The 24,624-nt window shown below is 60.8% G+C and carries 25 protein-coding genes and 1 tRNA gene; 14 read left to right on the top strand and 12 right to left on the bottom strand.

Translation table 11 applies throughout. From position 1 onward, the window contains the following. The first annotated feature begins 682 nt into the window (after positions 1 to 682). From EQG66_RS08200 to EQG66_RS08160, 9 genes are read left to right on the top strand one after another with little or no spacing between them, the layout of a single operon-like run. Entirely contained in the window at positions 683 to 1,765 is a 1,083-nt protein-coding gene (locus tag EQG66_RS08200) for a putative urea ABC transporter substrate-binding protein (RefSeq protein ID WP_129404112.1), read from the top strand. Positions 1,766 to 1,804: 39 nt separating this feature from the next. Beyond that, on the top strand, positions 1,805 to 2,620 hold the full coding sequence (locus EQG66_RS08195) for an ABC transporter permease (RefSeq protein ID WP_129404111.1): 816 nt from the start codon (positions 1,805 to 1,807) through the stop codon (positions 2,618 to 2,620). After that, positions 2,617 to 3,435 carry an ATP-binding cassette domain-containing protein gene (locus EQG66_RS08190; RefSeq protein ID WP_129404110.1) on the top strand — a complete coding sequence of 273 codons (819 nt, stop codon included), beginning with the start codon at positions 2,617 to 2,619 and terminating at the stop codon, positions 3,433 to 3,435. Before EQG66_RS08195 ends, EQG66_RS08190 begins: the two co-directional genes overlap by 4 nt. Then, on the top strand, positions 3,428 to 3,898 hold the full coding sequence (locus tag EQG66_RS08185; protein WP_129404109.1) for a CopG family ribbon-helix-helix protein: 471 nt from the start codon (positions 3,428 to 3,430) through the stop codon (positions 3,896 to 3,898). Before EQG66_RS08190 ends, EQG66_RS08185 begins: the two co-directional genes overlap by 8 nt. Continuing rightward, positions 3,895 to 4,719 carry an urea amidolyase associated protein UAAP1 gene (locus tag EQG66_RS08180; RefSeq protein WP_129404108.1) on the top strand — a complete coding sequence of 275 codons (825 nt, stop codon included), beginning with the start codon at positions 3,895 to 3,897 and terminating at the stop codon, positions 4,717 to 4,719. Before EQG66_RS08185 ends, EQG66_RS08180 begins: the two co-directional genes overlap by 4 nt. Before the next feature lie 16 nt (positions 4,720 to 4,735). Then, positions 4,736 to 5,371: an urea amidolyase associated protein UAAP2 gene (locus EQG66_RS08175; protein ID WP_129404107.1), complete on the top strand. Its 636-nt coding sequence runs from the start codon at positions 4,736 to 4,738 to the stop codon at positions 5,369 to 5,371. Next, on the top strand, positions 5,368 to 8,964 hold the full coding sequence (gene uca, locus EQG66_RS08170) for an urea carboxylase (protein ID WP_129404106.1): 3,597 nt from the start codon (positions 5,368 to 5,370) through the stop codon (positions 8,962 to 8,964). The genes EQG66_RS08175 and uca overlap by 4 nt, the downstream gene beginning before the upstream one ends. Positions 8,965 to 8,966: 2 nt before the next feature. Next, positions 8,967 to 10,730: an allophanate hydrolase gene (atzF, locus tag EQG66_RS08165; protein ID WP_129404105.1), complete on the top strand. Its 1,764-nt coding sequence runs from the start codon at positions 8,967 to 8,969 to the stop codon at positions 10,728 to 10,730. A gap of 2 nt (positions 10,731 to 10,732) precedes the next feature. Further along, a complete protein-coding gene (locus tag EQG66_RS08160) occupies positions 10,733 to 11,665 on the top strand; it encodes a Vgb family protein (RefSeq protein ID WP_129404104.1) in 933 nt (310 codons plus the stop codon). Positions 11,666 to 11,735: 70 nt separating this feature from the next. Here the strand turns inward: EQG66_RS08160 and EQG66_RS08155 are convergent, their stop codons facing one another. The 5 genes from EQG66_RS08155 to EQG66_RS08135 form a co-directional block, all read right to left on the bottom strand. Next, positions 11,736 to 12,059, bottom strand: coding sequence for a UrcA family protein (locus EQG66_RS08155; RefSeq protein WP_181951792.1), 324 nt, complete (start codon positions 12,057 to 12,059; stop codon positions 11,736 to 11,738). A gap of 125 nt (positions 12,060 to 12,184) precedes the next feature. Further along, the gene (locus EQG66_RS08150; RefSeq protein ID WP_245987951.1) at positions 12,185 to 12,493 is read right to left on the bottom strand and encodes a hypothetical protein; all 309 of its coding nucleotides are present in this window, start codon (positions 12,491 to 12,493) and stop codon (positions 12,185 to 12,187) included. A gap of 61 nt (positions 12,494 to 12,554) precedes the next feature. Next, complete coding sequence (locus EQG66_RS08145) at positions 12,555 to 13,988, bottom strand: tetratricopeptide repeat-containing sulfotransferase family protein (protein ID WP_245987949.1); 1,434 nt, start codon at positions 13,986 to 13,988, stop codon at positions 12,555 to 12,557. A gap of 131 nt (positions 13,989 to 14,119) precedes the next feature. Beyond that, positions 14,120 to 15,040 carry a sterol desaturase family protein gene (locus tag EQG66_RS08140; RefSeq protein WP_129404101.1) on the bottom strand — a complete coding sequence of 307 codons (921 nt, stop codon included), beginning with the start codon at positions 15,038 to 15,040 and terminating at the stop codon, positions 14,120 to 14,122. An 87-nt stretch (positions 15,041 to 15,127) separates the two neighbouring features. Next, positions 15,128 to 16,066, bottom strand: a complete 939-nt coding sequence (locus EQG66_RS08135) for a LysR family transcriptional regulator (RefSeq protein WP_129404100.1) — start codon at positions 16,064 to 16,066, stop codon at positions 15,128 to 15,130. 83 nt (positions 16,067 to 16,149) lie between these two features. Between EQG66_RS08135 and EQG66_RS08130 the strand changes: the two genes are divergently transcribed. Then, entirely contained in the window at positions 16,150 to 17,184 is a 1,035-nt protein-coding gene (locus EQG66_RS08130) for an isopenicillin N synthase family dioxygenase (protein WP_129404099.1), read from the top strand. Here EQG66_RS08130 and EQG66_RS08125 read toward each other — a convergent pair. The 3 genes from EQG66_RS08125 to EQG66_RS08115 all read right to left on the bottom strand — a co-directional run bounded on the left by EQG66_RS08125 (position 17,160) and on the right by EQG66_RS08115 (position 18,912). Beyond that, entirely contained in the window at positions 17,160 to 17,732 is a 573-nt protein-coding gene (locus tag EQG66_RS08125) for a nucleotidyltransferase family protein (protein WP_164975633.1), read from the bottom strand. The genes EQG66_RS08130 and EQG66_RS08125 overlap by 25 nt on opposite strands. Continuing rightward, positions 17,725 to 18,555, bottom strand: a complete 831-nt coding sequence (locus EQG66_RS08120; protein WP_129404097.1) for an XdhC family protein — start codon at positions 18,553 to 18,555, stop codon at positions 17,725 to 17,727. The genes EQG66_RS08125 and EQG66_RS08120 overlap by 8 nt, the downstream gene beginning before the upstream one ends. A 283-nt stretch (positions 18,556 to 18,838) precedes the next feature. Continuing rightward, positions 18,839 to 18,912, bottom strand: a tRNA-Cys gene (locus EQG66_RS08115). 106 nt (positions 18,913 to 19,018) lie between these two features. On the opposite strand from EQG66_RS08115, the gene EQG66_RS08110 reads away from it, so the two are divergent. After that, positions 19,019 to 19,312, top strand: coding sequence for a 4a-hydroxytetrahydrobiopterin dehydratase (locus EQG66_RS08110; protein WP_129404096.1), 294 nt, complete (start codon positions 19,019 to 19,021; stop codon positions 19,310 to 19,312). A gap of 6 nt (positions 19,313 to 19,318) precedes the next feature. On the opposite strand, the gene EQG66_RS08105 is transcribed toward EQG66_RS08110, so the two are convergent. Beyond that, on the bottom strand, positions 19,319 to 20,608 hold the full coding sequence (locus EQG66_RS08105) for a methyltransferase family protein (RefSeq protein ID WP_245987948.1): 1,290 nt from the start codon (positions 20,606 to 20,608) through the stop codon (positions 19,319 to 19,321). 94 nt (positions 20,609 to 20,702) lie between these two features. Between EQG66_RS08105 and EQG66_RS08100 the strand changes: the two genes are divergently transcribed. Both EQG66_RS08100 and EQG66_RS08095 read left to right on the top strand, forming a co-directional pair. Then, on the top strand, positions 20,703 to 21,011 hold the full coding sequence (locus tag EQG66_RS08100) for an alkylphosphonate utilization protein (RefSeq protein ID WP_129404095.1): 309 nt from the start codon (positions 20,703 to 20,705) through the stop codon (positions 21,009 to 21,011). Between the two features lie 85 nt (positions 21,012 to 21,096). Further along, positions 21,097 to 21,291 (top strand): hypothetical protein, encoded by a 195-nt coding sequence (locus EQG66_RS08095; RefSeq protein ID WP_129404094.1) that lies wholly within the window; start codon positions 21,097 to 21,099, stop codon positions 21,289 to 21,291. A 24-nt stretch (positions 21,292 to 21,315) separates the two neighbouring features. On the opposite strand, the gene EQG66_RS08090 is transcribed toward EQG66_RS08095, so the two are convergent. The 3 genes from EQG66_RS08090 to EQG66_RS08080 all read right to left on the bottom strand — a co-directional run bounded on the left by EQG66_RS08090 (position 21,316) and on the right by EQG66_RS08080 (position 23,856). Continuing rightward, the gene (locus EQG66_RS08090; protein ID WP_129404093.1) at positions 21,316 to 22,560 is read right to left on the bottom strand and encodes an argininosuccinate synthase; all 1,245 of its coding nucleotides are present in this window, start codon (positions 22,558 to 22,560) and stop codon (positions 21,316 to 21,318) included. 69 nt (positions 22,561 to 22,629) lie between these two features. Beyond that, entirely contained in the window at positions 22,630 to 23,211 is a 582-nt protein-coding gene (locus EQG66_RS08085; RefSeq protein WP_129404092.1) for a TMEM165/GDT1 family protein, read from the bottom strand. 12 nt (positions 23,212 to 23,223) lie between these two features. Further along, positions 23,224 to 23,856: a TetR/AcrR family transcriptional regulator gene (locus tag EQG66_RS08080; protein ID WP_129404091.1), complete on the bottom strand. Its 633-nt coding sequence runs from the start codon at positions 23,854 to 23,856 to the stop codon at positions 23,224 to 23,226. 132 nt (positions 23,857 to 23,988) lie between these two features. On the opposite strand from EQG66_RS08080, the gene EQG66_RS08075 reads away from it, so the two are divergent. Beyond that, on the top strand, positions 23,989 to 24,585 hold the full coding sequence (locus EQG66_RS08075) for an EF-hand domain-containing protein (protein ID WP_164975632.1): 597 nt from the start codon (positions 23,989 to 23,991) through the stop codon (positions 24,583 to 24,585). The last annotated feature ends 39 nt before the right edge of the window (positions 24,586 to 24,624 follow it).

The following is a 24,624-nucleotide window of genomic DNA, read 5'->3' as shown; positions in this document are numbered from 1 at the left end:
CGCTGTGGCTGTACCCGCGCCTTGCTTGGATGGCCCGTCCGCAGTGAAGCGGTGCCGACATGGTGATTGGTTACTCATAAGGCGCACCAAATGCGGCCTCAAAGTGGCTGGAGGCGGGACCAGACGAACAGCTATGCTGCTGAGCCGGCATCACCGACGGCATCGTGCAGGATAGAAATGTTCTCAGGTCAAATCTCAATTCGCTGACCCCATGTTACGGGCAAGATATGCCCTGACGAGCTTTTATGCCTTGCCGTTTGGGGTAAGGCACCATCGATACGGTATGGATATTACGGATCGCGTCAAGCGTAATAATTTTGCACATGCTCAATGGAGCCTTGGTTCATACTGCGCTGCACAAAATGGCGGTTATCCGACGCAAATCGATTTTGAAAGTTGCGTACAGTAATACTGGATGCCCTTCGATAAATCGGGAGTGGGATTATCAGGGGCGAATCGATTCGCGAATCATGGGCACGATGTAGGGATAGCCGTATGCCGCTGGTTGCCATGTGTTTGATGGCGGTTTTGTCTCATTTGGGTTCTGTCTGCGCGAGCATGTGGCCCTTGCAGCCAAATCGCGCCGCCCCAGAATATTATTACCTTATGTGTAACTCGTAATATTTTCTATGGACAAGTGACCCAACTATGGTGATGCTGCACTGCGAAAGGAGACCGAATCATGATGAGGCTGATTGGCACGGCATGTAAGATCCTGGCTTGCGCGGGGGCCATCATGCTAGCATCATGTTCGAAGGCACCGGATCCCCAGACGGAAGCTCGCACTGAGTTCAATATCGGTTGGTCTATCTATGCCGGCTGGATGCCTTGGCCCTACGCCCAGCAGGCTGGAATCGTGAAGAAATGGGCCGACAAATACGGCATAAAAATAAACGTCGTTCAGGTGAACGATTATGTCGAGTCCATCAATCAGTATACCGCCGGAAAATTTGACGGCGTGACTGTCACCAACATGGATGCGCTGACGATCCCCGCTGCCGGTGGCAAAGATACCAGCGCAATCATCGTCGGCGATTATTCCAACGGTAATGACGGTATCTTGCTCAAGGGCGCGAACGCGCTTGCAGATATTAAGGGTCGCCAGGTGTATCTGGTCGAGCTTTCGGTGTCGCACTATCTGCTCGCTCGTGGCCTAGAAAAGGCAGGTCTAAAGCCAACCGACGTCAAGACGATCAATACCTCTGACGCGGATATCGTCAGCGCTTTCGGTAGCCCCGACGCTCGCGCTGCGGTCGCGTGGAATCCGCAGCTCTCTGTGATGAAAGGCCAGACCGGTGTGACGGAGGTTTTCAATTCCTCGCAAATACCGGGCGAAATTCTTGATCTCATGGTCGTGGATACCGCGACGCTCAAGGCTAACCCGAACCTGGGCAAGGCCTTGGCAGGCATCTGGTACGAGACGGTCGCGCTGATGCAGCGGCAGGACTCCAAGGGCAAGGAGGCGCGCGCGGCGATGGCCAAGCTCGCTGGCACCACGCCGGAGAGCTTCGATAGTCAGCTTTCAACAACCTACCTTTATACCGATCCTAAGGCGGCGGTCGCAGCGACATCTGACCCGGCTCTGCTGAAGACCATGATGCAGGTACGCGATTTCAGCTTCAAAAAGGGGTTGTTCCAAGGCGCGTCCTCGGCAGATGCCGTTGGAATGGCCTTCCCCGGTGCAAAGACGCTGGGCGACCCCGGACATGTGATGCTGAGGTTCGACGAGAGCTTCATGAAGATGGCTGCCGAAGGAAAACTTTGATCCACGTTGACCCGCTTCAACGGAAGGTGAGGTGACGCTATGCGCTGGGTGAACCGTCATGTTCGCCGGAGAGAAGCCGTGCTGATCGGCGCTGTGCCGATCCTGCTTCTGGTGCTGCTCTATCTGTTCCTTGCGGCGCAGCGCCACGCGATCAATCCGCTGGACAAGATTCTCCCTCTGCCGGGCGGCATGGCGGAGGGGATGGCCAACCTGTTGTTCAACACGGATCAACTGACCGGCAAGATCATTTTCTGGGCAGACACCTTCGCCAGCCTGCAGCGTCTTGGAATCGGGCTGGGCATCGCAACACTCTTCACCCTCCTTATCGGCCTTGTGCTGGGCGTATTGCCACCCATGCGTGCTACCTTTGGCCCGCTGGTGACTGTGATAGCGGTGATCCCGCCGATTGCGCTGCTACCGATCCTCTTCATTGCGCTGGGCCTTGGCGAGACGGCCAAGGTCGCGCTGATTGTCATCGGCATTGCCCCTGTAATGATCCGCGACATCACGGCCTATGTCAGCGGCCTGCCGCGTGAGCAGATTATCAAGGCGCAGACCCTCGGCGCAAGCTCTTGGCAGATTATGATCCGCGTCGCGTTGCCGCAGGCGATGCCGCGCTTGCTGCACGCGATGCGGCTGGCCCTCGGCCCGGCCTGGGTTTTTCTGATCTCGGCAGAAGCAATCGCGTCAGACATCGGGCTTGGCTATCGTATCTTTCTTGTGCGCCGATACCTCTCGATGGACGTGATCATACCTTATGTCGCGTGGATCGCGTTGCTGGCCATAGCCATGGATGCGGTACTCGTTCTAATCAGCAAGCGGATGTTCCCCTGGGCACATGGAGCAGGGCATTGAGCGCGCTTCTCAGCCTAAGCAACATCTGGGTCGAATATGGCGACAAGATTGTGATCGAGAATGTGGACCTCGATATTGAGGAAGGCGCCTTCGTTTCCATCGTCGGACCGTCGGGTGCAGGCAAGAGCAGCCTGCTGCGCATCATATTGGGGCAGGAGATACCGACGCGTGGAACTATTCTGCTCGACGGTCAAAGGCTCGGCGGGGAATGTGGCCCGGATCGCGGCGTCGTTTTCCAGCGCTATTCGGTGTTTCCACACATCTCGGCGCTGCGAAACACGATGTTCGGGCTGGAATGTGAGCAGGCCCCGCTGTCGGCCCGACTGTTTGGCACCGCGCACAAGGCGGCCAAGGCAATGGCGATGGAGATGCTCGACGCTGTGGGCCTCGCCGACTCAATGCATCTTTATCCCGCGCAAATGTCTGGCGGCATGCAGCAGCGGCTTGCAATTGCACAGGCGCTGATCAAGCGCCCGCGCATCCTGTTGCTCGATGAGCCGTTTGGCGCGCTAGACCCAGGCATCCGCGCGGACATGCACGCGCTGATCACGCGCCTGTGGAATGACTATGCCCTAACTATCATCATGGTCACGCACGATATCCGAGAAGCTTTCAAGCTCGGCACGAGAGTGCTCGCGCTGGACAAGCGCCGCCATGATCCCGATGCACCGCATCGTTTCGGTGCAACTGCGGTATACGACCTTGCGTTGCGCAATCGCAAAGACCGGGCGGCGGGAGAAGAGCTGGTGGCGGCATCACTCACTCCCAAAATCGACGCAAACCCAAACACCAAGGAGAGTATCGGACATGGGTAGCGAAGTTGCCAGCTTGGCGAGGCTGAGCATCAGCCTTCCGGGAGAGCTGTTCCGGCAGCTCGATGTCATGGTGTCAGAGCGCGAGCTGCCGTCGCGCTCTCAGCTGATCGCAGAGCTCATTCGCCATGCGCTCGCCCAGCATGAGGCCTTCACCCGCCCGGACGAGATGCTCGCCGGGACGATCACTATTGTCTATCGCGGTGATCGCGGACGGGTGCGGCACCAGCTTGCACAGACACAGGCCGATTACTTGAAGGAGGTTATTTCCTCCCAGCATGTGTTTCTTGAAGATGATCAGTCGCTCGAAGTTCTGTTGGTACAGGGCCCTGCCCTGCGGTTGAAGGAACTGTGCGATGCGCTGCGCAGGGTGCGCGGGGTACACCAGCTCCATCTCACCACCACCACGACCCTGCTCCCTCCGCTTTACGAGCCGGATGCACACGACAAAGGAGCGGCTGCATGACCGAAGCTCTCGCCAATCCGCTTGCCGCGCGCGACCACGCCCGCGCCATGGCGGGCACTGTGGTTGAGGCCATGCCGGTACTGCCGCCTGTGGCAGACGATCTGCCCGCAGATGTCTCTGTTGGCGATCTGGTGTGGGAGGAGACGATCGCTGCGGGCGGCTATGCCGCGCGGCGACTGAAACGCGGCTCGCGGCTCCGGTTGATCGATCTCAAGGGCGACGCCTGCGCCTCTATGCTGCTGTTCAATGCCGAGATGCCGACCGAGCGGCTTAACGTGGCCGATACGGTAAAAGTACAGTGGAACGCCTATCTCGGCGCGGGCAAGCTGCTGCTGTCAGACATGGGCAGGGTACTCATGAGTGTCCTTGAGGACACTGCCGAGACGCATGACTGCTTTTGCGGCACCTCGAACGCCGCCACCAATGCCGCCAAATATGGCAATGGCGCCAACAGCGGCCCCACGCCCAATGGGCGCGACCGCTTCCTGCTGGGCGCGGCCAAACATGGATTGCAGCGCCGTGACGTTCACCCCTGCGTCACCCTGTTCAAGGGCGTGAAGATCGAGCAGGACGGTGCGATCACCCCGCAGATCGGCCCGTTCGCGCCGGGGAGGCGCGTGCTGCTGCGCGCCGAGATGGATGTGATTGTCGTAATTGCCAATTGCCCCCATGTGCTTGACCCGCGCGAGGAGTGGACGGTGACGCCGCTGCGCGCGACGGCATGGCGCGGCGCGATCACCCCGTTGGATGATCCCATCCGCAACGCGACCCCAGAGGGCCAGCGCGCCTTCGAGAATGTCGAAGATTATTTCCGCCGGTAACAAGGAACAGGCCACCATGAGCGTCGATCTCCATCTTTCCGGCCTGACCGGAGCCGTGATCCACGATGAGGTCGTGCCTGCACGCGCGCCGTGGCTATATCATGTCCTTGCCGGCCAGACGCTGCGTATCGTCGACCTGGAGGGCAATCAGGCGGTGGATTTCCTGCTCTATGCGGCGGAAGACGACACCGAGCGTTATAGTGCGCAGGACACTATGGCGGCGCAGGGCAACCTGTTTCTGCGCGAGGGCACAGTGCTGCGCTCCAACGAGGGCCGCGCGATGATGACCATCGCCGCCACCTCAGTAGAGTATCACGACACCATCGGCGGCGCCTGTTCGTGTGAGTCCAATACTTTGCGCTATGGCCACCACACCAAGGCAGAGCATGCCTGTGTCGAAAACTTCCTTGAAGCAAATCTGCGCGAAGGGCGTGGCAAGCGTGACATTGTTTCCAACATCAATTTCTTCATGAACGTGCCGGTAGAGGATGATGGCGCGCTTGGGATTGTCGATGGCATTTCCGCGCCTGGCCTGACCGTCGATTTGCGCGCCGAGATGGACGTCATTGTCGTCGTCTCCAACTGCCCGCAGATCAACAATCCCTGCAATGGTTTCAACCCCACGCCCGTGCGCATGATCGTCACCGCATGAGTTTTGACACAGTCCTGATCGCCAATCGCGGCGCCATTGCCACGCGCATCATACGGACTCTGCGGCGCATGGGCCTGCGCTCGGTCGCGGTCTATTCCGAAGCCGACGAAGGCTCGCTCCATGTGTCAGAGGCCGATGAAGCCGTCTGCATCGGCCCCGCGCGCGCATCGGACAGCTATCTCAACATCGAGGCCATATTGGACGCCGCGCGGGCCACGGGGGCGGGGGCAATCCATCCAGGATATGGTTTCCTTGCTGAGAATGTCGAATTTGCCGAGGCCTGTGCGCAGGCCGGTATCATCTTTATTGGCCCGACGGTCGAAAACATCCGCACCTTCGGCCTCAAGCACAGTGCCCGCGCGCTGGCGACTGCTCATAATCTGCCGCTGGCGCCGGGCACGGATTTGCTCACTGACGAGGATGAGGCGGCCTCCGCCGCCCACGCAATCGGCTATCCCGTCATCCTCAAGGCGACAGCGGGCGGCGGTGGCATCGGCATGCGCGTTTGCGAGGACGAGGCCGCCGTGCGCGAAGGCTTTGCTGCCGTGGCGCGGCAGGGGCAAAGTAGCTTTGGCGACGCCGGGATTTTCCTTGAACGCTACATCAGGCGCGCGCGGCATATCGAGGTGCAGATCTTCGGGGATGGCGCGGGCCGGATCATGGCCTTGGGCGAGCGTGACTGCTCGCTCCAGCGCCGCAACCAGAAAGTGGTCGAGGAAGCGCCCGCGCCGCTGCTGCCGGATAACGTGCGCGCTGATCTTATCTCCGCCGCGACCCGCCTTGGGCAAGCCGCGAATTATCTCTCGGCGGGAACGGTCGAATTTCTCTATGATGCCGAGCGCAAGGAGTTCTTCTTCCTTGAGATGAACACCCGCCTTCAGGTCGAGCATGGCGTGACCGAGGAGGTGATGGGCATCGATCTGGTCGAGTGGATGATACGTGGGGGGGCGGGCGACTTCACCTTCCTCGATGCCGCACCGCCCAGCCCGAACGGTCATTCGGTGCAGGTGCGCCTCTATGCCGAGGACCCGGCGCAGGAATACCGCCCTACCTCCGGCACGCTGACCATGGTTGAATTTCCCGCCAATATCCGCGCAGAGACATGGGTGACAGGTGGAACAGAGGTTTCCATCTGGTACGATCCGATGCTCGCCAAGCTGATCGTTCACGCGCCGACGCGGGCCGAGGCAATTGCCGCAATGCAGGCGGCGCTCGGCCAGACGCGGCTCGATGGCATCGAGACCAACCTGCGCTGGCTGCGGGACGTGATATGCTGCGATCAGTTCGTTAGCGGCGAGGTGTCGACGCGTCTGCTGGATGGTATTGCCCATCATTCGCGCAGTGTCAGGATCATCAGCGGCGGGACAGCAACCACCGTTCAGGATTGGCCCGGTCGGCAAAAGCTGTGGGCAGTTGGCGTGCCGCCATCCGGCCCGATGGATGACCAGTCATTCCGCCTCGGCAACCGGCTGCTAGGCAATCCTGAGGGCACTGCCGGTCTGGAATTTACGTTGACCGGCCCCACCATGACCTTCACTGCGCCGGCGCTCATCTGCCTCATGGGTGCGGATTTCGGTGCGATGCTCGATGGGGCTCCGGTGCGGCGGGGGCAGGTCATAGAGGTTGCTGCTGGGCAGACGCTGATGATTGGCCGTGCGTCCGGCGGCGGGATGCGCGGTTATCTGCTCTTCGCGGGTGGACTTGACATAGCACCCTATCTCGGAAGTTGCAGCACGTTCGAGCTGGGCCGGTTTGGCGGCCATGCCGCGCGACGGCTGCTGGCGGGAGATACGCTGCATCTGGGCAATAACGAAACGTCCGCCCCGCTCCCCCAGGCTGCGCTACCCCGTCTCTCGACCGAATGGAGCCTGCGCGTGCTTTATGGCCCGCACGGCGCGCCCGATTTCTTCACGCCTGACGATATAGACGCCATCGTCACCTCGGAATGGCAGGTCCATTATAACTCCAACCGCACCGGCGTTCGCCTTGTTGGCCCCAAGCCGCAGTGGGCGCGGGCGGATGGCGGCGAGGCAGGACTTCACCCCTCCAACATTCATGACAACGCCTACGCCATTGGCGCAGTGGATTTCACCGGCGACATGCCGATTATCCTTGGCCCTGACGGCCCTTCGCTGGGTGGTTTCGTCTGCCCGTTCGTGGTAATCGCCGCAGATCGCTGGAAGATAGGCCAGCTTGCGCCGGGCGACACGCTGCGCTTTGTTCCGGTCACTTCCGATGATGCGGCGACAGCCTATGCGCGGCAGCGCGAGATGATCGCCTCAGGCGCATCGCCAGTCGCCGGGGCTGCCCACCCGATCGAGACGCTCTCCCCAATTCTCGCCGAGATAGAGGCCCAAGCAGGCCGCCCGCGCACCGTCTACCGCCAGCAGGGCGACCGCAACATCCTTGTCGAATATGGGCCGATCGTGCTCGATATCGAGCTGCGCATCAGGGTTCATGCCCTGATGACCGAACTTGAGCGGCTTGCACTGCCCGGCGTGATAGACATCGTTCCCGGTATCCGATCTCTCCAGCTCCATTTCGACGGCGAGCGGTTACACCAGAGGGCCGCTCTCGCCGCGTTGATCGAGGCGGAGGAGCGGCTGGGCAACCTTGAGGACTTTTCGATCCCTTCGCGCATCGTCCATCTTCCACTGAGCTGGCGTGACCCCGCGACGATCGAAACGATCGAAAAATATATGGGTACAGTCCGCAACGATGCGCCGTGGTGTCCGGACAATATCGAGTTCATTCGTCGGGTGAATGGCCTGCCCGATGCTGCTGCGGTGGAAAATCTGATATTCGATGCCAATTACCTCGTGATGGGCCTTGGCGACGTGTATCTGGGCGCTCCGGTTGCCACGCCGGTCGACCCGCGACACCGGCTTGTCACAACCAAATATAATCCTGCACGAACCTGGACACCCCCCAATGTCGTCGGCATCGGCGGCGCCTATATGTGCATCTATGGTATGGAGGGGCCAGGCGGTTATCAGCTGTTCGGTCGCACCATTCAGGTGTGGAACACCCATCGCCAGACCGATGCCTTCATCGAAGGCAAGCCGTGGCTGTTGCGCTTCTTCGACCAGATCCGCTTTTATCCGGTCAGTGCGGAGGAACTCGTTGAATGGCGACGGGATTTTCCGACCGGGCGGCGCTCGATCCGTATTGAACCATCCGAATTTCGCCTTGCAGATTATCGCGCTTTCCTCGCGGACAATGCAGAATCCATCGCAGAATTTGAGGCACGACGGCAAACCGCGTTCGACCAAGAGCGCGCCGAATGGCAGCGCAGCGGCGAATTTGATCGCCTCACCGATACCAGCGAAGCCGACACACTGCAGGCCGCCACGATCGACCTGCCCGACGGCGCGAACCTCGTGGAAGCGCCCTTTGGGGGGAGCGTCTGGAAGCTGCTGGTGTCGGCGGGCGATGCGGTGAAGGCGGGCGATACGATTGCGATCATAGAAGCCATGAAAATGGAATGTGCGGTACAAAGTCCGGGTGCGGGAACCATCGCCGCTGTCTATGTGCAGGAGCGGCAAGCGCTGCAACCCGGCGCGCCGATGCTTGCTCTGATGGCTGAGGATTGAGCATGCCCGATATCCGAAGCACGGTCGCAATAGCCACTGCCGTCAATGCAAGGCAGATCAGCGCCGTTTCGGTGGCTGAGGAAGCACTCGCCCGCATCGCCGCTTATGATGAAATCCAGCCGCAAACATGGATCAGCCGCTTCAGCGACGAGCTGGTTCTCGCTGCCGCCAAGATCGTAGATGCGCGAGTGGTCGCGGGCGAGGTGTTGCCACTTGCCGGAGTTCCGTTCGCCGCAAAGGACAATATCGATGTGGCAGGCCTCGACACCACGGCGGCATGCCCTGCTTTTGCCTATGCGCCTGAGCGCTCCGCCACCGTTATCGAGCGCCTCACGGCGGCGGGCGCGATCTGTGTCGGCAAGACCAATCTCGATCAGTTCGCTACTGGCCTCAACGGCACACGCAGCCCCTATGGCGCGCCACGCAATGCCTACAACCTCGCCTATGTGAGTGGCGGCTCCAGCTCCGGATCGTCGGTGGCGGTGGCGGCGGGGCTGGTCCCCTTCGCCCTCGGCACCGACACTGCAGGGTCGGGCCGCGTGCCCGCAGCATTCCAGCACCTGATCGGTTTCAAGCCGAGCAAGGGGCGGTGGAGTAACCGCGGACTGGTGCCCGCCTGCCGGACGCTCGACTGTATCTCGGTCTTCACACATGACACGAGGGATGCCCGGTTGATCGACAGCGTGATCGCGGGCTTGGATGATGCAGATCCTTATTCAAAGGCACTGGCGGACCTCCCGCGCGCGGGCAAGACGATTGGCGTGCCGCGCCGCGACCAGCGGGTCTGGTTCGGTGACAGCGAGTCGGAATATCTCTACGACCGCGCGCTGGAAGTGCTTGGCAAACTGGCGGACGTTATCGAGATCGATGTATCTCCGCTGCAAGAAGCCGCGCAATTGCTCTATGGCGGCCCATGGGTAGCAGAACGCGCTGCCGCGATGGCGGGCCTTCTTCTGGACAATCCCGATGCTATCGATTCCACAGTACGTGCGGTAGTCGAGCCGGGTCAGCACATAAGCGCCGTTGAGCTCTTTAACGGCATCTACCGGCTGGCGGCACTGAAGCGACAGGCCGATGTCCTGTGGGATAAGATCGACCTGCTGGCTTTCCCGACCACAGGCACAACGTATCGCATTGCCGAACTGCTTGCCGCGCCGATCGCCCTCAACAGCGCGCTGGGCTTCTATACCAACTTCGTGAACCTGCTGGACATGGCGGCAGTTGCGATACCCGCAGGCGTCCGCGCCAACGGCACCGGTTTCGGGATCACGCTCATCGGCCCGGCTGACACTGACCGCGCCTTGCTCGATGCAGCTGACGCCTATCTCGCGAAGGCCGATCTTCCATCCCCACCACCGCTTGATCTGGAGGGCAGAATGCAGACCGTGAAACTCGCCGTTGTCGGCGCGCATTTGAAGGATATGCCGCTGCACTGGCAGCTTACCTCGCGTGAGGCCACGTTCGTTGGCGCCTTTGAGACGGCGCCCACATATCGCCTCTATGCGATTGCAGATAGCGTGCCGCCCAAGCCAGCGCTGGTGCACAGCGAAGATGGCGCGGCCATTGCGATCGAGGTCTATGAGCTCGGCGTCGCGGAATTTGGCAGCTTCGTCGCGGAAGTGCCTGCGCCGCTCGCCATCGGCACTGTGACTCTGGCTGACGGCAGCAGCGTCAAGGGTTTCGTTGCAGAGCCGCGCGCGGTGATCGGGGCCGAGGACATAACCAGCCTCGGCGGCTGGCGCGCATTCATCAACAGAAAGGGATAGTCATGCAGAAGCTTGGTGCATTAGCCATCGCTACCGCCGTGTGCTGCGGTTCGTTACCCTCGGCTGCGCAGGCGCCCAAGGAGCAGATCATCCCGGTGGAAGGTTTTGCCGACTTTCTGGCGGTGGACGGCGACACGGTGTGGGTGACCAACGCCGGACGAGTGGAGCGCTGGTCCCGCAAAGGCAAGCTCGCCGAAGTGGCTATCGCCAAACCCTGCGGCGCAATGGTGATCGCAGACGGCAGCCTCTGGGTCGACAATTGCGAGGACGGCACGCTCAACCGGATCGATCTCAAGACCTCGAAGCTTATAGCCTCAATTCCGACTGGCATCGCCGTGCTCAAGGAAGCAGAGCTTCAACTGGCTGCGGGCGCAGGATCGATCTGGGTCGCTAGCGACGCCAAGGGCGTGATTTCGCGGGTTGACACAGCCACAAACACAGTCACCGCCACAATCGCTGTCGATCCGGAAACCTCCTATCTGACCTACGGCTATGGCGCGCTATGGGCGGTGTGCCTGCCACGGCAGACGATCCAGCGTATCGACCCTGCAACGAATAGCGTCGTTAGAACAACCAAGCTCGGCCGCGCACCGGGCTTTCTCGCCGCCGGTGAAGGCGCAATATGGGTGCAGGAGCAGGGCGACGGCACGATCGCCCGAATTGACTCAGCGACAGGCGAGGTATCTGGCCGGGTCAAGGTGGGTGAAGTACTCAAATGGGGCGACATCGACACCGGCGGTGGCTTGGTGTGGTTGCGCACCACGGAAGATCAGACCTTCGTGGTGATCGATCCGAAAACTATGACCGTGCGCAAACGCGTCGGCAAGGCGGAAGGCAGCGGTGCATTGCGCTATACCGGCAAAGGGATCTGGACATCGGCGCACGATGTGCACACGCTTACATGGTGGCCGAACCCCAAGAAGATCGCCAAGTAAACCCAGCGGAAAAACAGGATCGGGCCCCTCGGTGAGGAGCCCGATCGATGTTGCGGCCCGAAGGAATAGCTTAGCGGTTGTAGGCGAGCTTTGCCGAGGTCGATGCCATAGCAGTGCGCGCTTCGATCTGCGCACGAACATCAGCAACCACGGCTGCGCGGCAATCGCGGGCCTTTGCCTCAAGGGCGAGGTGAACGCTGGCAACATGATCGCCGCACACGGTGCGCGCAGCCTGATCCATGCGGATGGCGAGGCGCTGCTGCCCTTCGGCAGTGGCGAGATCGAGATCTTTAAGGTTGAGAACGGCTGAGTCCTGCGCGAATGGATTTTCGTCGGCGGCCAGAGCCGGGGTTGCAAAAGCGAGCGCGGCAAGAGCCACGAAGCCGATTTTCATTGTCATCTCCTGCATTTCGAATGAGCGCCACTCTCCGGCGACTGACACTCTTATAATGTCAGAAGATTAAAATAACAATACTTACGCAGAAATTGTTGTTTTATTACTAAGGAGGTCTCCCGTTATTACTTGGCTGTAATTGTGAGCATCGCAAGATGCTCGATGCCCATGAGCATCCCGATAGGTAGGTCAGCCTCATCGGGCACACCGTCGATCGAGACCATTATGGTCCGGGCGGACGGTGCGGACCACTGGCGGAGCGTATTGACCGGCACCCGGACCCGCCATTTCCGCGCGCCTTCCACAGCGACGGCGCGGCCATTTATTGCGACCTGGGCATCCGCGTCAGTCCGCGTCCCCGACACAAGCAGACAGCTCTCCTCGCCGCAGGAGACCAGCCGCGTACTTAAGGCTTCTGCCGCAAAGGCCGGCATGGAGAGGCCAGCGCCCAAGGCCGCGGCGCATAGCAAGAGGCGGCGCAAAAGTTTAGAGGTATCAGTCCAGAGCAATGCCAGCCTCCTCGAAAAAATGGCTCACAGGTTTTAGAATCTCGGCGTGTTGCTTCCAGCGCGCGACCGAGTCCCGGTAGATCGGTCGGCGTACCTGCGCGGCGCTTGGGGTTGAGACGGGTGCGCTATTGGTATGGAAATCGAGGCAATTCTCGGACCAGTCGAGGCCGCAATGGTCGAGCAGGCGCCTAGTCTGCCCCTCCTGATCCGCGATCAGATCCTCGTAGCGCAGTTCGAGGATGCGGCCTTGGAGTCGCTCGTGCCAGAGAGCCATGAATCGATCGAACCGGACATAATACGCAGCGATGTCGAGCAGATCGTAGCTATAGTCGTAGTAGCGCGAACTGACCGCGAAGAGATTGCGGAAGTTGCTGAGCACCGTGTCCATCGGGTGGCGGCGCAGGCAGACGATCCGGGCATTAGGAAGCGCATGGGCAATGAAGCCAGCGTAGAGGAAGTTACCGGGGAATTTATCGGTAAAGCGCAGGGCGGGATCGCGCCGGTGGTGGTTGGCCCGACGCAGATAATCGGCCCCGATTGCGCCGATGTCCGTGCGCGCTGCCTGCGCGATGGTTTCGGGGTCCAGCACTACCCGTGTGCGCGTTTCGGCGGCACATTTCACGGCTAGCGGCATCGCCTGCAACTCGCCCGCGTTTTCAACGCCGGGGTGAGACGATAGGATGCGGTCCACCAGAGTCGTGCCGGTACGCGGCATGCCAATGATGAAGATCGGAGCGTCAAGAGGCGGCTCTGTCTGCGCGGCGGTAAGTGGCCAGGCCGCCTCGATAGCATCGAATATGGCGGCATCGCGGGAGAAGTCGTAATCCAGCCGTCGACGGTGTTCGGCATTGGCGGCGCATAGCGTCTCAAGAGCCATTGCTGGCTCGCCGATATCCTCAAGCTCCTTGGCCAGCGCATAGCCAAGCAGCAGGCGGTCGCGCGGCTCGCGGGCCTTGGCAGAGACCTGCTTCAGCCGGTCGATATGGTTTTGCGCGGGTTTTTGCTTGTGCAGGCTGGCGAGCAGATAGTGCGCCCGCGCATGACCCGGAGCGATGGCGAGCAACGCCTCAAGTGCTGCGTTGGCCTCATCCGTCCGGCCGAGAAAGTTTAGTGTAGCCGCAAGGTTATAGCGAAACTCCGTGTTGCGAGGTTCCAGCCGCACCGCCTCAGTAAAATGGGGGAGCGCCGCACAATGGTCGCCAAGGCGGGCATAGACACAGCCCATTGTATCGCGGCTCAGCGCGTCAGTTGGAAGAGCCTGCTCGGCGTGTCGCAGGGTCTCCGCTGCATCACCGTCCTGCCGGACAAGGGTATACAGCTTGGCGAGCTGAGCGCGATACTCCCCCTGCGGGTCCAGCTCGATCGCCTGACGCAGATGTTCGATCCCGACGCGGACCCGCCCGGCCTTCGCTTCTGCCATTCCGCGGGAAAAGGCGCGCCTTGCGATCTCGGAATTCGCTGCGAATGCCGTCGTGACGCCTGGAAGATGGGCGGAGCCTGGGCCCCGTGAGGTGCGCTGCGTGGTTTGAACCCTTGCTGCGCCCATTCCTCTCATGCCGTCGCCGCAGGTCCGTTCTGGTCATCACCCGCGCGGCCAGCGCTGGCCCTTCGGGCCTTGTACCTGTCAATCAGCGGCTGGAACGGAAACACCGTCTGCTCCCAGATCGACAGGCGCCTGCGGTCATCCTGCCCCACGAGGATACCTTCCCCCTCGCGATAGGTGCCGAATATGCGATCGAGCAGGATCAACGAGTTGCCATAGTTGCAACGGGTGCTCTCATAATCCGTAGAGTGATGCAGGCTGTGGTTGCGGATGGTGGTGAAGAAGAAGGAGTACCAGATCGGCGGATCGGCCCGGACGTTGGCGTGGGCAAAGGTCGATATGACGCCAGTAACGCTGTAGGCCGCGAAGATTGCAGTGTCCTTCAGATCAAACAGTGCAATCACGCTCAGGCTGATGAGGAATAGCTCGATAGGATTACCGACCCAGCCCTTGCTTCCGTTGAGCTGGGTGATGTGGTGATGCGGCGCGTGGGTCAGCCAGAATGGCGTCCAATTGTGCATCAGCCGATGCATCCAGTATTGGCCGAATTCATGCACGGTCACGACCAGCATGACCTGCGCCAGCCACGGCAGCGCGGCTGCCCACTGGGTTGTGATGCCGAGCGACGCCTTGATGGAGAGCAGAGGGTCTTCGGCCATAGCCTTGACCAGCCACGCGATCAGCGTCGCACCCAGGACGTTGTAATAGAGATCGGCGACGAATTCCTGTCTATTCATGCGCCAGCCCGCATGTCGCTCATTGATCTGCTCTAACAGCAGTATGACGACAACGATGAGGGGCGAGATGATGATCATCGTCCAGGGATTGGCCAGCAGCTCTTCCGGCCCATAGGCCCAGAACAGCAGGACGGCCGCGATCATCGCGGGAGGGATATAATTGAAGACCCGGTTCTTGAGGCTCGTTTCCATGACGCAGCTCCATTCAGTGCCTTAACACTGCGCTGCGGCGCGTCATGATAGGAGAGCTAAATTATCGATGAAAGGCATAGATCAATATTATGACCTGCGTTGGGCGCGCACGCGCCGAATAACCTCCTCCCAGAAAAGCTGCGTTGCCGTATCACGGGCGGCCTCGGCCCTGGCGAGCATGAAGATGTCGTATGTGGGCTCGGTGTCGGCATGTAGGATAGGCCAAAGCCGCCCTTTGGCGACATCACTTTCTGCCGCCAGCACCGGCAGGAAGCCGATTCCAACGCCTTGAACAATCAACCGCCGCGCCTCGTTGATATCCTCGGCCAAGCCGCTCACCCTTGTACCGAGGCGATAGCGCCGCCGCAGGTGGGTGATGAGTTCGATCTCGTCGTCGCCCGTGAGCACGAAGGCCTGGTCCTTGAGTTCCCCCAGTCGACTGATCCGGTAGCCGAAGTAGGGATTGCTGCGTGAGCAATAGAGCTGCTGCCGCTCCACCAGCAACGGCTCATACATCAGGCCGCCGCGTACGCTGCTGTCATACCCTACGCCGATCTCGACCTCGCCCTGCTCCAGCGCATCCAGCACCTGCCGCCATGGTGAGACGCGGATCTCAATATGGATAGCGGGATTGCGGCGATGAAAACTGGCAATTGCCTCGTCAAACTCGGCTGAGAACAGGCCTGAGATAATCTGGATACGGACGATGCCCTCGACCCGCTTCGTCGCCTGCGCGATGTGATGTGGCACCATCCGCGCCGATTCGAGCATGTCCTCGCACAGCGACATCATCGCCTTGCCCGCAGCGGTCATCTCTACGCCGGTGGCGGTACGGTGCAACAGCGTCGTCCCGACCTGATCCTCAAGCCGTTTCAACGCGGCGCTGATGCTGGGCTGCTGGCGGTTGAGCTGCCGCGCCGCCGCACCTATGCCACCGGCGCGCACGATGTCCACGAACGTCCGCATCAGGTTCCAGTCGACCCGGCTGGCGAATTTCTTGTCGATCAGGGGCGTACGGTCGCTCATTACGATCCTCCCGGATTTCGGCTTATAATGACGGACACATAGACCAAATCAATGATAATTATAAAATTTCCGTATCTATCGTTATGACCTCTATCGTCTACGACGAGTGCGTGACCGTTTTGCCTGTTGTCGACATATCCCGCTTGGAGAGCGGCCTGCTGGAGGATCGGCTGGCTGTAGCCCGCGATCTCGACCGGGCCTGCATGGACGCCGGATTTCTGTATCTCACTGGCACCCAAATCGACGATGCGCCTTTCACCCGCTTGTTAGCGCGGGCCAAAGCGTATTTTGCGCTCGATGCCGAGACCAAGATGAAGAGTTACATCGGCCTTTCCGTCAATCATAGCGGCTATGTGCCTATGGGTGAGGAGCAACTGGGCAGTGGTACTTATGATCTCAAGGAAGCCTTTGACATCAACTGCGAATACGCGCTGGATGAAGGCCGTGGACCGCTGTTGGGTCCTAACCTATGGCCGGAGATGGAGGGATTTCGCCATGATGTAGGGGCGTATTACGCCCATGTAGCAGCCATAGGCCGTCAGCTATTCCGCGCTTTCGCGCTGGCTTTCGGCCTCGATGAAAATTACTTCGACGCACATCTGCGCCATCCGCCTAGCCAGCTGCGCATGATCCATTACCCCCACGATGCGAGTGCGGAAGACCGGCCCGGCATCGGCGCGCACACGGACTATGAATGTTTCACCCTGCTGGCCGTGACCGCGCCGGGTCTTCAGGTGATCGACAAAAAGGGCGCGTGGGTTGATGTGCCGTTGCTGGATGGAACGATGATCATGAACATCGGCGATATGATGGAGATACTTTCCAACGGCCGCTATCTCGCCACCCGCCATCGGGTCAAAAAAGTTCCAGAGGAGCGCTATTCCTTCCCGATGTTTTGCGCCTTCGACTATGATTATGTTGTGGCACCGGTCGTGAGGGGCGAAGTTGCCCGCTACGCGCCGCTGAAAGGTGGCGAGCATTTGTTCAATCAGACCGCGCAAACCTTTGCCTATCTCAAGCGGCGGGTCGAGCAGGGCGAACTCGTCCTGAGCGATGCTGTGCCGCTCGATAGCTTCGGACCGAAGGCAGCCCGCTACTCCCCGATGAGCAGTGCCTGAGCCCTCGTCAGATCATCGGCTGTGTCCACGTCCAGCAGTGACTGTGGCGAAGGCGGTGAAAAAAGCGTGATTTCTTCGCCCCAATCGAGCCGGGCTGCACGGCCCTTCAGCTCAATGAGCCTTCCAAAGCAGCGAGCGGGAAATGCCGCAGGAACGCCTCGGTCGCCATCCGGGTAGGCCGTGAATACGATGCCATCCGCCGCAGCGAGCGCACGCAAATGTGCCGTATTGATCAAGGGCATATCCGCAAGTGCGATGACAAGCCGCGAGAAGCCCTGTGCTGCTGTCGCGGCGATGCGGATTGAACCGGCAATGCCCTCTTCTGGCGCGGTATTGGTGACGAGGCTCCAGCCTTTCAGCTCCTTCGCAAAGGCAGGGCAGGCTGTAGGCACAACGACAAGCTGGAAGGCACATTTCGCGGCTTCAACCGCCTGTGCGGCCCATGCTCCCAATGGCTTTCCCGCGCACAGGGCATCGAGCTTGCCGCCCCCGAAACGCTCAGCTCGCCCCGCGGCCAGAAGAGCTATCGCAACCCCCGGATCAGGCATGCGGATGCAACCGCTCATATGCACCGACAATTTCACTCAATATCGACAGGGCAAGCGATCTCGGCGTCCGCGACGACGGAATGACCCCCACAGGTCCGCGAATACGAGCCAAATCTTCAGGGCCGATGCCTTCTCGCGCCAGTCTCTCGATGCGGTCCAACCGCGCTTTCGCGCCCCCTTGCGCTCCTATATAGAAGCTCGGCCCAGCCAAAGCCTGACGCAGGATTGCAGCTTCCCATTCGTGATCGTGAAATAAAAGAATATGGGCCGTCCACAGATCGGCAGGCGGAATAGCAGGCTCACGGCCGAGCGATAGCAAGCTCCTGTCATACCGTTCCAAGACAATACCACTTGCACTCGCCAGATCTTCCAGTGCTGCCAATTCCGGGTCCTCGCCGAAGGCGCGCACGCGCAATCTTGGAATATAGTGGCGAACGGCGAGCAGGTCATTGGTTGCGAGTTGGAGCGCAGCGGCCTTGCGTGCGTCTAGTGCCTCCAGCGCTGCCCTGCACTGCGCAGCGTCCGGTTGCGGATCCAGCAGGATATCGAGCCCGCCGCCGCAGGGTAGGCGAAAATCTATTTGAGACGAGCCCTTGCCATAACGCTTGACGGTTGGCTTTTGGCACTGCGCCATATCGGCAGCCAATTGTTTTTCGAGGCATCCGTCTGCGAGGCTTCCGATGATATCGCCATCGCGCGTGATAGCCAGCTGCGACCCCAGCCGACGTGAAAAGCTGCCATCAATCCTCACGATTGTGCATAGGGCCGCCTCGTTCCGGCAAGCAGCGGCTAGACCCGCGTGATCGTCGTCAATATCGTCCATGAGCCATCAGATTAAGGTGCAAAAGCCGCGTTATACAGAATCCGCAGCCGGGCGAAACTCAATCCAGTGCGGCAGGCAAGAGAGCTTCGCGATACATGACTTGGACGCGAAGATCGAAAGTTCATGCCCGCACTAAGAGCGTGGATGCCTCGGTCAATATCACGGAAGATAATATCAGACTTTAGGCGCCCGGAGATCATAAAGGGCCAAGTATCGCTAAAAAACGCCAAAACAGCGCGCTTCTCTTGTTAGCGCTCTCTTATCCCGAATTTGGCTAGATGTCTGGAGGCCCGAGCCGGAATCGAACCGGCGTGCAAGGATTTGCAGTCCTCTGCGTAACCACTCCGCCATCGGGCCTCGATCGCGTCAAATGCGGGAAGGCGGCTGCTAGCGTGAAATGTCGCTGGACGCAAGCGCGGCATCAGGGCTTTAATGCTGGGGGCAGCTTTTGATGGAGTGGACTATGGTGGCGGCGTTGGGCGAGGCGCAGGTGCGCGAGCGGCTGGGCGAAGTGCCGGGCTGGGCGGTGGACGGCGCGCGCGGGGCGCTGCACCGCCAGTTGCGCCTCAAGGACTTCCCGTCTGCCTTCGCGCTGATGACGCGGATCGCGCTGGCGGCGGAAAAGGCGGATCATCATCCCGAATGGAGCAATGTCTATAATCGCCTCGACATCTGGCTGACGACGCATGACGCGGGCGGGATAACCGAGCGGGACTTTGCGCTCGCCCATGTGATCAATGCGATGCTGGAGGACTAATCCACCTCAGCGCCGGCCTGCAACCCAGCCGAGCAGACGCGGCACAGGGCCATAACGCCCCATCCATTCATGATAGGCGCGGTAATCCGGGTCTTCGCTCAGATGCTGTTCCTCGGTCTTGGCGCGCCAGTAATAGACCGCGCTGGTAATACCCAGCAACGTGCAGTTGCGCAGCGCCTCCAGCCAGCTGCCGTTGACCGAGAGGAACGGCAGCACCGAGCACCACCAGAACAGGTTTTTGGAGAGATAGGCCGGGTGGCGGCTCCAGCGATACGGCCCATGAGTGAGGATGCCGCGATGCGTCAGGTTGGAAAAGCGCAGCCCGAATGCCACTGTCGCCCAGGCGTAAATAGCGGTGAGCACCACCAACAGGGAACCCCACAGCCACAGCAGCGTGGGATGGCCGGTGAGCCAGTGGCTCCATTCCGCCGTGCCGCGATGATAATCCAACGGCCCGCCACCGCCCATCAGCACGAACGGCGGATAGCAGATCAGCGCCGCAACCCAGCCCGCGACATGAGGGTTAGCGCTGCGGATATGCGCGTCGAGCGGCTTCATGGTGAGCATATAGCCGATGGTCGCGAAGGCGACGTCGATCATGAACAGGGCGGCGATCAGGAACGCCACACATGCGACCGGGCCGGATAGCGGATCGCCCATGCGCCAGCCGATGACCGCGGCGAAGTTTGCGGGCGTGATAGAGAGCATGAAGGCAAGAAAGAACGCCTTCACGCCCCATGCGCGCAAGTGATCGCCAATCGCGCCGTCTGCCGGTTTGCCCGCCCGCCCGCCGATGATCCACTGGCCGAAGGCATATGCGCCATCTTTGGGGTCGATCAGGCGCCTGTCCAGCCAGATCACATAGGGGATGGACAGCAGCACCAGCGGGATGACCGACCAGCGGAACAGCGCCATGGTATAGCTGTAGTTCCCCTCCCAATACCAGCGCGCCGTGCCATAAAACAGCGCAATCACGGCCCATGTCGCCCATAAGCCGGCCAGCTTGACGATCGAGATGTCCAGCGCTTCCCGGTTGGTGCGCAGGCTGCCGCGCCAGTCTATGCCGGTCGTGGGGTTGCGATGGACCTTATCGACAAGCAAAGACCATAGCACCATCGGCACTCCGCAGGCGAGCACGGCGGCGATCCCTGCATGTGGGCCATCCATGCCATAGTGCCATGCCACCGTCGTCCATGCCGCCAGCCCGGCCAGCCCGGCCATGCCGACGCCATGGCTGACGGCGGAGGGCGGGCAGGGGGGGCGTGTGGCCGTTTGTGCGCGGGCGGGGTCGCTCATCCTCCCGCCCATACAATATATGTGTAAGCAAGGGGTGAAAAATGCCACAGGGGCGGCTAAGGCCTATGTCACTCCCACACGAAGGAACTGCATAATGGCCGATGAGCCTGAAGACTATGTCTATGACGAAGACACCGGCGAGTGGATCAGCGCTGCCGATGCGCAGGCCTCATCCGATGGCGCGGAGGCGGTTGAGGTGCGCGATGCTGTGGGCAATTTGCTGGCCGATGGCGATCAGGTCACGCTCATCAAGGATCTGACGGTGAAGGGCGCGGGGCAGACGCTGAAGCGCGGCACGCTGATCAAGTCCATTCGCCTCACCGGCGACCCGCAGGAGATTGACTGCCGCTATGACGGCATCAAAGGGCTGGTGCTGCGCGCGGAGTTTGTGAAGAAGCGGTAGATGACCGCGTGACGGTCATTTTGAAAATGCTCTGGCGGGAACGGATGGACTGCCCTCGCGTTTACAGCGGGAAAGGACGCCCATCATGGACCCGCAAATTCACGAGACAACCGACCACGCCAGAGCGGGAGAAACGCCGCACATCGTCCGCTATGTGCTGGCATTCTCGCTTGCCCTCGCCATTCTCACCCTGAGCGCGATCTGGATTACCGGTGCATTCAATTCGCCTGATGTGACCGAAGCCGAAACGCTGAAAACGCATAACGAAGCCATGCGCTGACGTAAGGGCGGCGCGGGGCGGCGCTTACCTGTCCCGCCGCCCCAGCAACCGCAGCCTGAGTGCGTTGAGCTTAATAAAGCCCGCGGCGTCGCGCTGGTCATAGGCGCCCGCGTCGTCCTCGAAAGTGACGACCTTTTCGCTGTACAGGCTGTTGGGCGATTTGCGGCCTACCACATAGACACCGCCCTTGTAGAGCTTGAGGCGCACCGTGCCGGAGACCTTTTCCTGGCTATAGTCGATGGCGGCCTGCAGCATCTCCCGCTCCGGCGAGAACCAGAAGCCGTTATAGATCAGCTCGGCATATCTGGGCGCGAGTTCATCCTTCAGGTGCGCCGCGCCGCGATCGAGCGTGATCTGCTCTATGCCCCGATGCGCGAGTTGATAGATGGTGCCGCCCGGTGTCTCATACATCCCGCGCGATTTCATGCCGACGAAGCGGTTTTCAACGAGATCGAGCCGCCCGATGCCGTGCTTGCGGCCATAGGTATTCAGCGTTTCCAGCAATGTGGCGGGGGACATCGCCTCGCCGTTCAGCGCCACACCATCGCCGCGCTCGAAATCGATGGTAATGAACTCTGGTGCGTCCGGCGCGTCTTCGGGGTTTACGGTGCGTGAATAGACATAATCCGGCACTTCCTCCCACGGATCTTCCAGAACTTTGCCTTCAGAGGAGGTGTGCAGCATGTTGGCGTCTGTGGAGAAGGGGCTTTCGCCGCGCTTGTCCTTCGGCACCGGGATCTGGTGCTTCTCCGCAAACTCGATCAGCGCGGTGCGGCTGGTCAGGTCCCACTCGCGCCACGGGGCAATCACCTTGATATCGGGCTGAAGCGCATAATAGCCCAGCTCGAACCGCACTTGATCGTTGCCCTTGCCGGTCGCGCCGTGGGAGACGGCATCGGCGCCGACTTGTCTGGCGATCTCGATCTGGCGCTTGGCGATGAGCGGGCGGGCGATGCTGGTGCCGAGTAGATACAGCCCCTCATAAAGCGCGTTGCTGCGCATCATCGGGAACACATAATCGCGCACGAATTCCTCGCGCAGATCGTCGATGAATATGTGCTCGTCCTTGACGCCCATCAGCTTGGCCTTGGCGCGCGCGGGCTCCAGCTCCTCGCCCTGTCCCAGATCGGCGGTGAAGGTCACGACTTCGCAATTGTATGTCTGTTGCAGCCATTTCAGGATCACGCTGGTGTCCAGCCCGCCGGAATATGCGAGGACTACCCTTTTGACAGCGGCGTCCGCCGCGGGACGGTTGATCTTGTCTGACATGGGGACACTTTCAATGCGGTTGGATGATCTGGCGCGCGCCTAACAGCGATGGGGAGGAATCGCAACAGTTCACCACCAGCCGAGCACGCCACCCAGCATCCACAGCCCCAGCCCGATGAACAGTGCGGCGGCAATGCGGCGCATGAGGGCAAGCGGCACCTTTTTCACCAGCGCCTCGCCCAGCAGTACAGCGGGCACGTTCGCGATCATCATGCCGAGCGTGGTGCCGAACGTAACAAGCACGACGTCAGCCAGGGTAGCACCGAACTGCGCGCCCATGGCTACGGTAGCGATCTGGGTCTTGTCACCCATCTCGACGAGGAAAAACGCGATGGCGGTGGTGAGGAAAACGCTTGCGGCGCCAGGCGCTTTCAACTCGTCGTCGATTGTGTCGGGAACGAGCGTCCACAGGCCCATCGCGACAAAGCCGAACGCGACTGCGATACGGAACGCCGGGCTGTCCAGCAGCTCCGCCACGCCATGCCCCACCAGTGCGGCAAGGAAATGATTGAGCAGCGTCGCCGCGAAAATGCCCGCAACGATCGGCCACGGCTTCTGAAAGCGGGTGGCGAGCAGGATGGCGAGGAGCTGGGTCTTGTCGCCCATTTCGGCGAGCGCGACCAGCGCAGTCGAGGTGAGAACGATGTTCATGAAGGATGATCCTTAAAGGCGTTCGGACGAATCGCACAGCGGCTGCAGCGCTTTGGCGGCAACGCGCATCAGCCTCTCGGTATCCATTCCATCGCGCCCCATGGCCGAAAACCCGGCGAGCAGCATCATCACATGGTCGGTCAACTCCACCACCCGCTCCGGCGCCGTGCGTGAAATGCCGCGATAGAGCGCGGCGGCGATGGCGAGGCGCGCCTTGCGCAGATGCGTTGTCACGCCCGCATCAGAGCAGTTGCTCGCCGCCTCAAGGATCAGGCAGCCGCCCCGGCCATCTTCAAATGCAAAGCGGCGCGCGGCGGAGAGGAGAACCATCTCCAGCGCATCTGGCAGTGTCGGTTCATCCTCGAACGCGCCGCGTATGTCATCGAGCAGCGCGCGCGAATAGGCGTCAGCAATGCGGACGAACAACAGCGCCTTGTTGCCGAACGCCGCATAGAAGCTGGGCGGATTGATCGCCATCGCGCTCGTAAGATCGCTCAACGTGACCCGGTCGTAACCGCGCGCGTGAAAGAGCGCGCTCGCCTGCTCCATCGCCCGGTCGGTATCAAACCCGCGCGGTCGTCCGCGGCTGCGGGCAACAGGCGCGGGTGACGGTGGAGAGGGTTCAGAAAACGCAGGGTCGCTCATGTGCCCGCAGGTTACAGATTTGGTTAATGCGCGCTATAATTTTCTGAACGGCTGCTGGCGCTGCCGTTCATCGGAGGTGCAGTTGGACAGGGTTAGAAAGCCATCATCAGACTAATGCCCGGAGATATGCCCATGAAAAAGACACTCCTGATCGCCAGCGCCGCCCTTGTCGCGGTTGCTGTGCCCGCCATCGCCATGCATCACGAAGGCGGGCCGATGATGAAACCCGATATGACGCGCGCGCAGATGGAGGCGATGGTCAAGGATCATTTCGCCAAGGCCGATACGAACAAGGACGGCGCAGTCACTAAGGAAGAGGCCAAGGCCAGCATGGAAGACCGCCGGGCAGATCGTCTGGAAGATCATTTCAAGGCGATGGACAGCAACGGCGATGGCTCGATCAGCCGCGAGGAGTTTTTTGCCGGGCACAAACCCGGAGCAGGCGGAATGGCGACGCATGGCGATGACTCGGCAGGCTCTTCGCGCCCGGTAGGCGACCATGGCCATGGCATGAAGGGCATGGGCATGAAGATGGGCAACCGCATGTTCGACAAGGCCGATGCCAACAATGATGGCAAGGTGACGTTGGCCGAGGCGACCAAAGCCGCAACAACCCACTTCGATGCGATGGATGCCGACAAGAACGGCACCGTCACCGCCGGCGAGCGGATGGATTATATGAAGGCGAAGATGAAGGAATGGCGCGCGGGCAAGGGCGACAAGTCCTGATACCGCCAGCGGTTTTTGGCAGCGAACAAGCCGTAGTGT

Source organism: Sphingobium fluviale (assembly GCF_004122115.1).
In the GTDB taxonomy this organism is placed as follows: Bacteria; Pseudomonadota; Alphaproteobacteria; order Sphingomonadales; family Sphingomonadaceae; genus Sphingobium; species Sphingobium fluviale.
This window is presented reverse-complemented; position numbering and strand designations above follow the sequence as displayed.

What these genes read in the sequence shown, in the direction of transcription:
- EQG66_RS08200 (WP_129404112.1), top strand. Translation starts at nt 683, where the DNA reads ATGATGAGGCTGATTGGCACGGCATGTAAGATCCTGGCTTGCGCGGGG.
- EQG66_RS08195 (WP_129404111.1), top strand. Translation starts at nt 1,805, where the DNA reads ATGCGCTGGGTGAACCGTCATGTTCGCCGGAGAGAAGCCGTGCTGATC.
- EQG66_RS08185 (WP_129404109.1), top strand. Translation starts at nt 3,428, where the DNA reads ATGGGTAGCGAAGTTGCCAGCTTGGCGAGGCTGAGCATCAGCCTTCCG.
- EQG66_RS08180 (WP_129404108.1), top strand. Translation starts at nt 3,895, where the DNA reads ATGACCGAAGCTCTCGCCAATCCGCTTGCCGCGCGCGACCACGCCCGC.
- EQG66_RS08175 (WP_129404107.1), top strand. Translation starts at nt 4,736, where the DNA reads ATGAGCGTCGATCTCCATCTTTCCGGCCTGACCGGAGCCGTGATCCAC.
- uca (WP_129404106.1), top strand. Translation starts at nt 5,368, where the DNA reads ATGAGTTTTGACACAGTCCTGATCGCCAATCGCGGCGCCATTGCCACG.
- atzF (WP_129404105.1), top strand. Translation starts at nt 8,967, where the DNA reads ATGCCCGATATCCGAAGCACGGTCGCAATAGCCACTGCCGTCAATGCA.
- EQG66_RS08160 (WP_129404104.1), top strand. Translation starts at nt 10,733, where the DNA reads ATGCAGAAGCTTGGTGCATTAGCCATCGCTACCGCCGTGTGCTGCGGT.
- EQG66_RS08155 (WP_181951792.1), bottom strand. Translation starts at nt 12,059, where the DNA reads ATGAAAATCGGCTTCGTGGCTCTTGCCGCGCTCGCTTTTGCAACCCCG.
- EQG66_RS08150 (WP_245987951.1), bottom strand. Translation starts at nt 12,493, where the DNA reads ATGCCGGCCTTTGCGGCAGAAGCCTTAAGTACGCGGCTGGTCTCCTGC.
- EQG66_RS08145 (WP_245987949.1), bottom strand. Translation starts at nt 13,988, where the DNA reads ATGGCAGAAGCGAAGGCCGGGCGGGTCCGCGTCGGGATCGAACATCTG.
- EQG66_RS08140 (WP_129404101.1), bottom strand. Translation starts at nt 15,040, where the DNA reads ATGGAAACGAGCCTCAAGAACCGGGTCTTCAATTATATCCCTCCCGCG.
- EQG66_RS08135 (WP_129404100.1), bottom strand. Translation starts at nt 16,066, where the DNA reads ATGAGCGACCGTACGCCCCTGATCGACAAGAAATTCGCCAGCCGGGTC.
- EQG66_RS08130 (WP_129404099.1), top strand. Translation starts at nt 16,150, where the DNA reads ATGACCTCTATCGTCTACGACGAGTGCGTGACCGTTTTGCCTGTTGTC.
- EQG66_RS08125 (WP_164975633.1), bottom strand. Translation starts at nt 17,732, where the DNA reads ATGCCTGATCCGGGGGTTGCGATAGCTCTTCTGGCCGCGGGGCGAGCT.
- EQG66_RS08120 (WP_129404097.1), bottom strand. Translation starts at nt 18,555, where the DNA reads ATGGACGATATTGACGACGATCACGCGGGTCTAGCCGCTGCTTGCCGG.
- EQG66_RS08110 (WP_129404096.1), top strand. Translation starts at nt 19,019, where the DNA reads ATGGTGGCGGCGTTGGGCGAGGCGCAGGTGCGCGAGCGGCTGGGCGAA.
- EQG66_RS08105 (WP_245987948.1), bottom strand. Translation starts at nt 20,608, where the DNA reads ATGAGCGACCCCGCCCGCGCACAAACGGCCACACGCCCCCCCTGCCCG.
- EQG66_RS08100 (WP_129404095.1), top strand. Translation starts at nt 20,703, where the DNA reads ATGGCCGATGAGCCTGAAGACTATGTCTATGACGAAGACACCGGCGAG.
- EQG66_RS08095 (WP_129404094.1), top strand. Translation starts at nt 21,097, where the DNA reads ATGGACCCGCAAATTCACGAGACAACCGACCACGCCAGAGCGGGAGAA.
- EQG66_RS08090 (WP_129404093.1), bottom strand. Translation starts at nt 22,560, where the DNA reads ATGTCAGACAAGATCAACCGTCCCGCGGCGGACGCCGCTGTCAAAAGG.
- EQG66_RS08085 (WP_129404092.1), bottom strand. Translation starts at nt 23,211, where the DNA reads ATGAACATCGTTCTCACCTCGACTGCGCTGGTCGCGCTCGCCGAAATG.
- EQG66_RS08080 (WP_129404091.1), bottom strand. Translation starts at nt 23,856, where the DNA reads ATGAGCGACCCTGCGTTTTCTGAACCCTCTCCACCGTCACCCGCGCCT.
- EQG66_RS08075 (WP_164975632.1), top strand. Translation starts at nt 23,989, where the DNA reads ATGAAAAAGACACTCCTGATCGCCAGCGCCGCCCTTGTCGCGGTTGCT.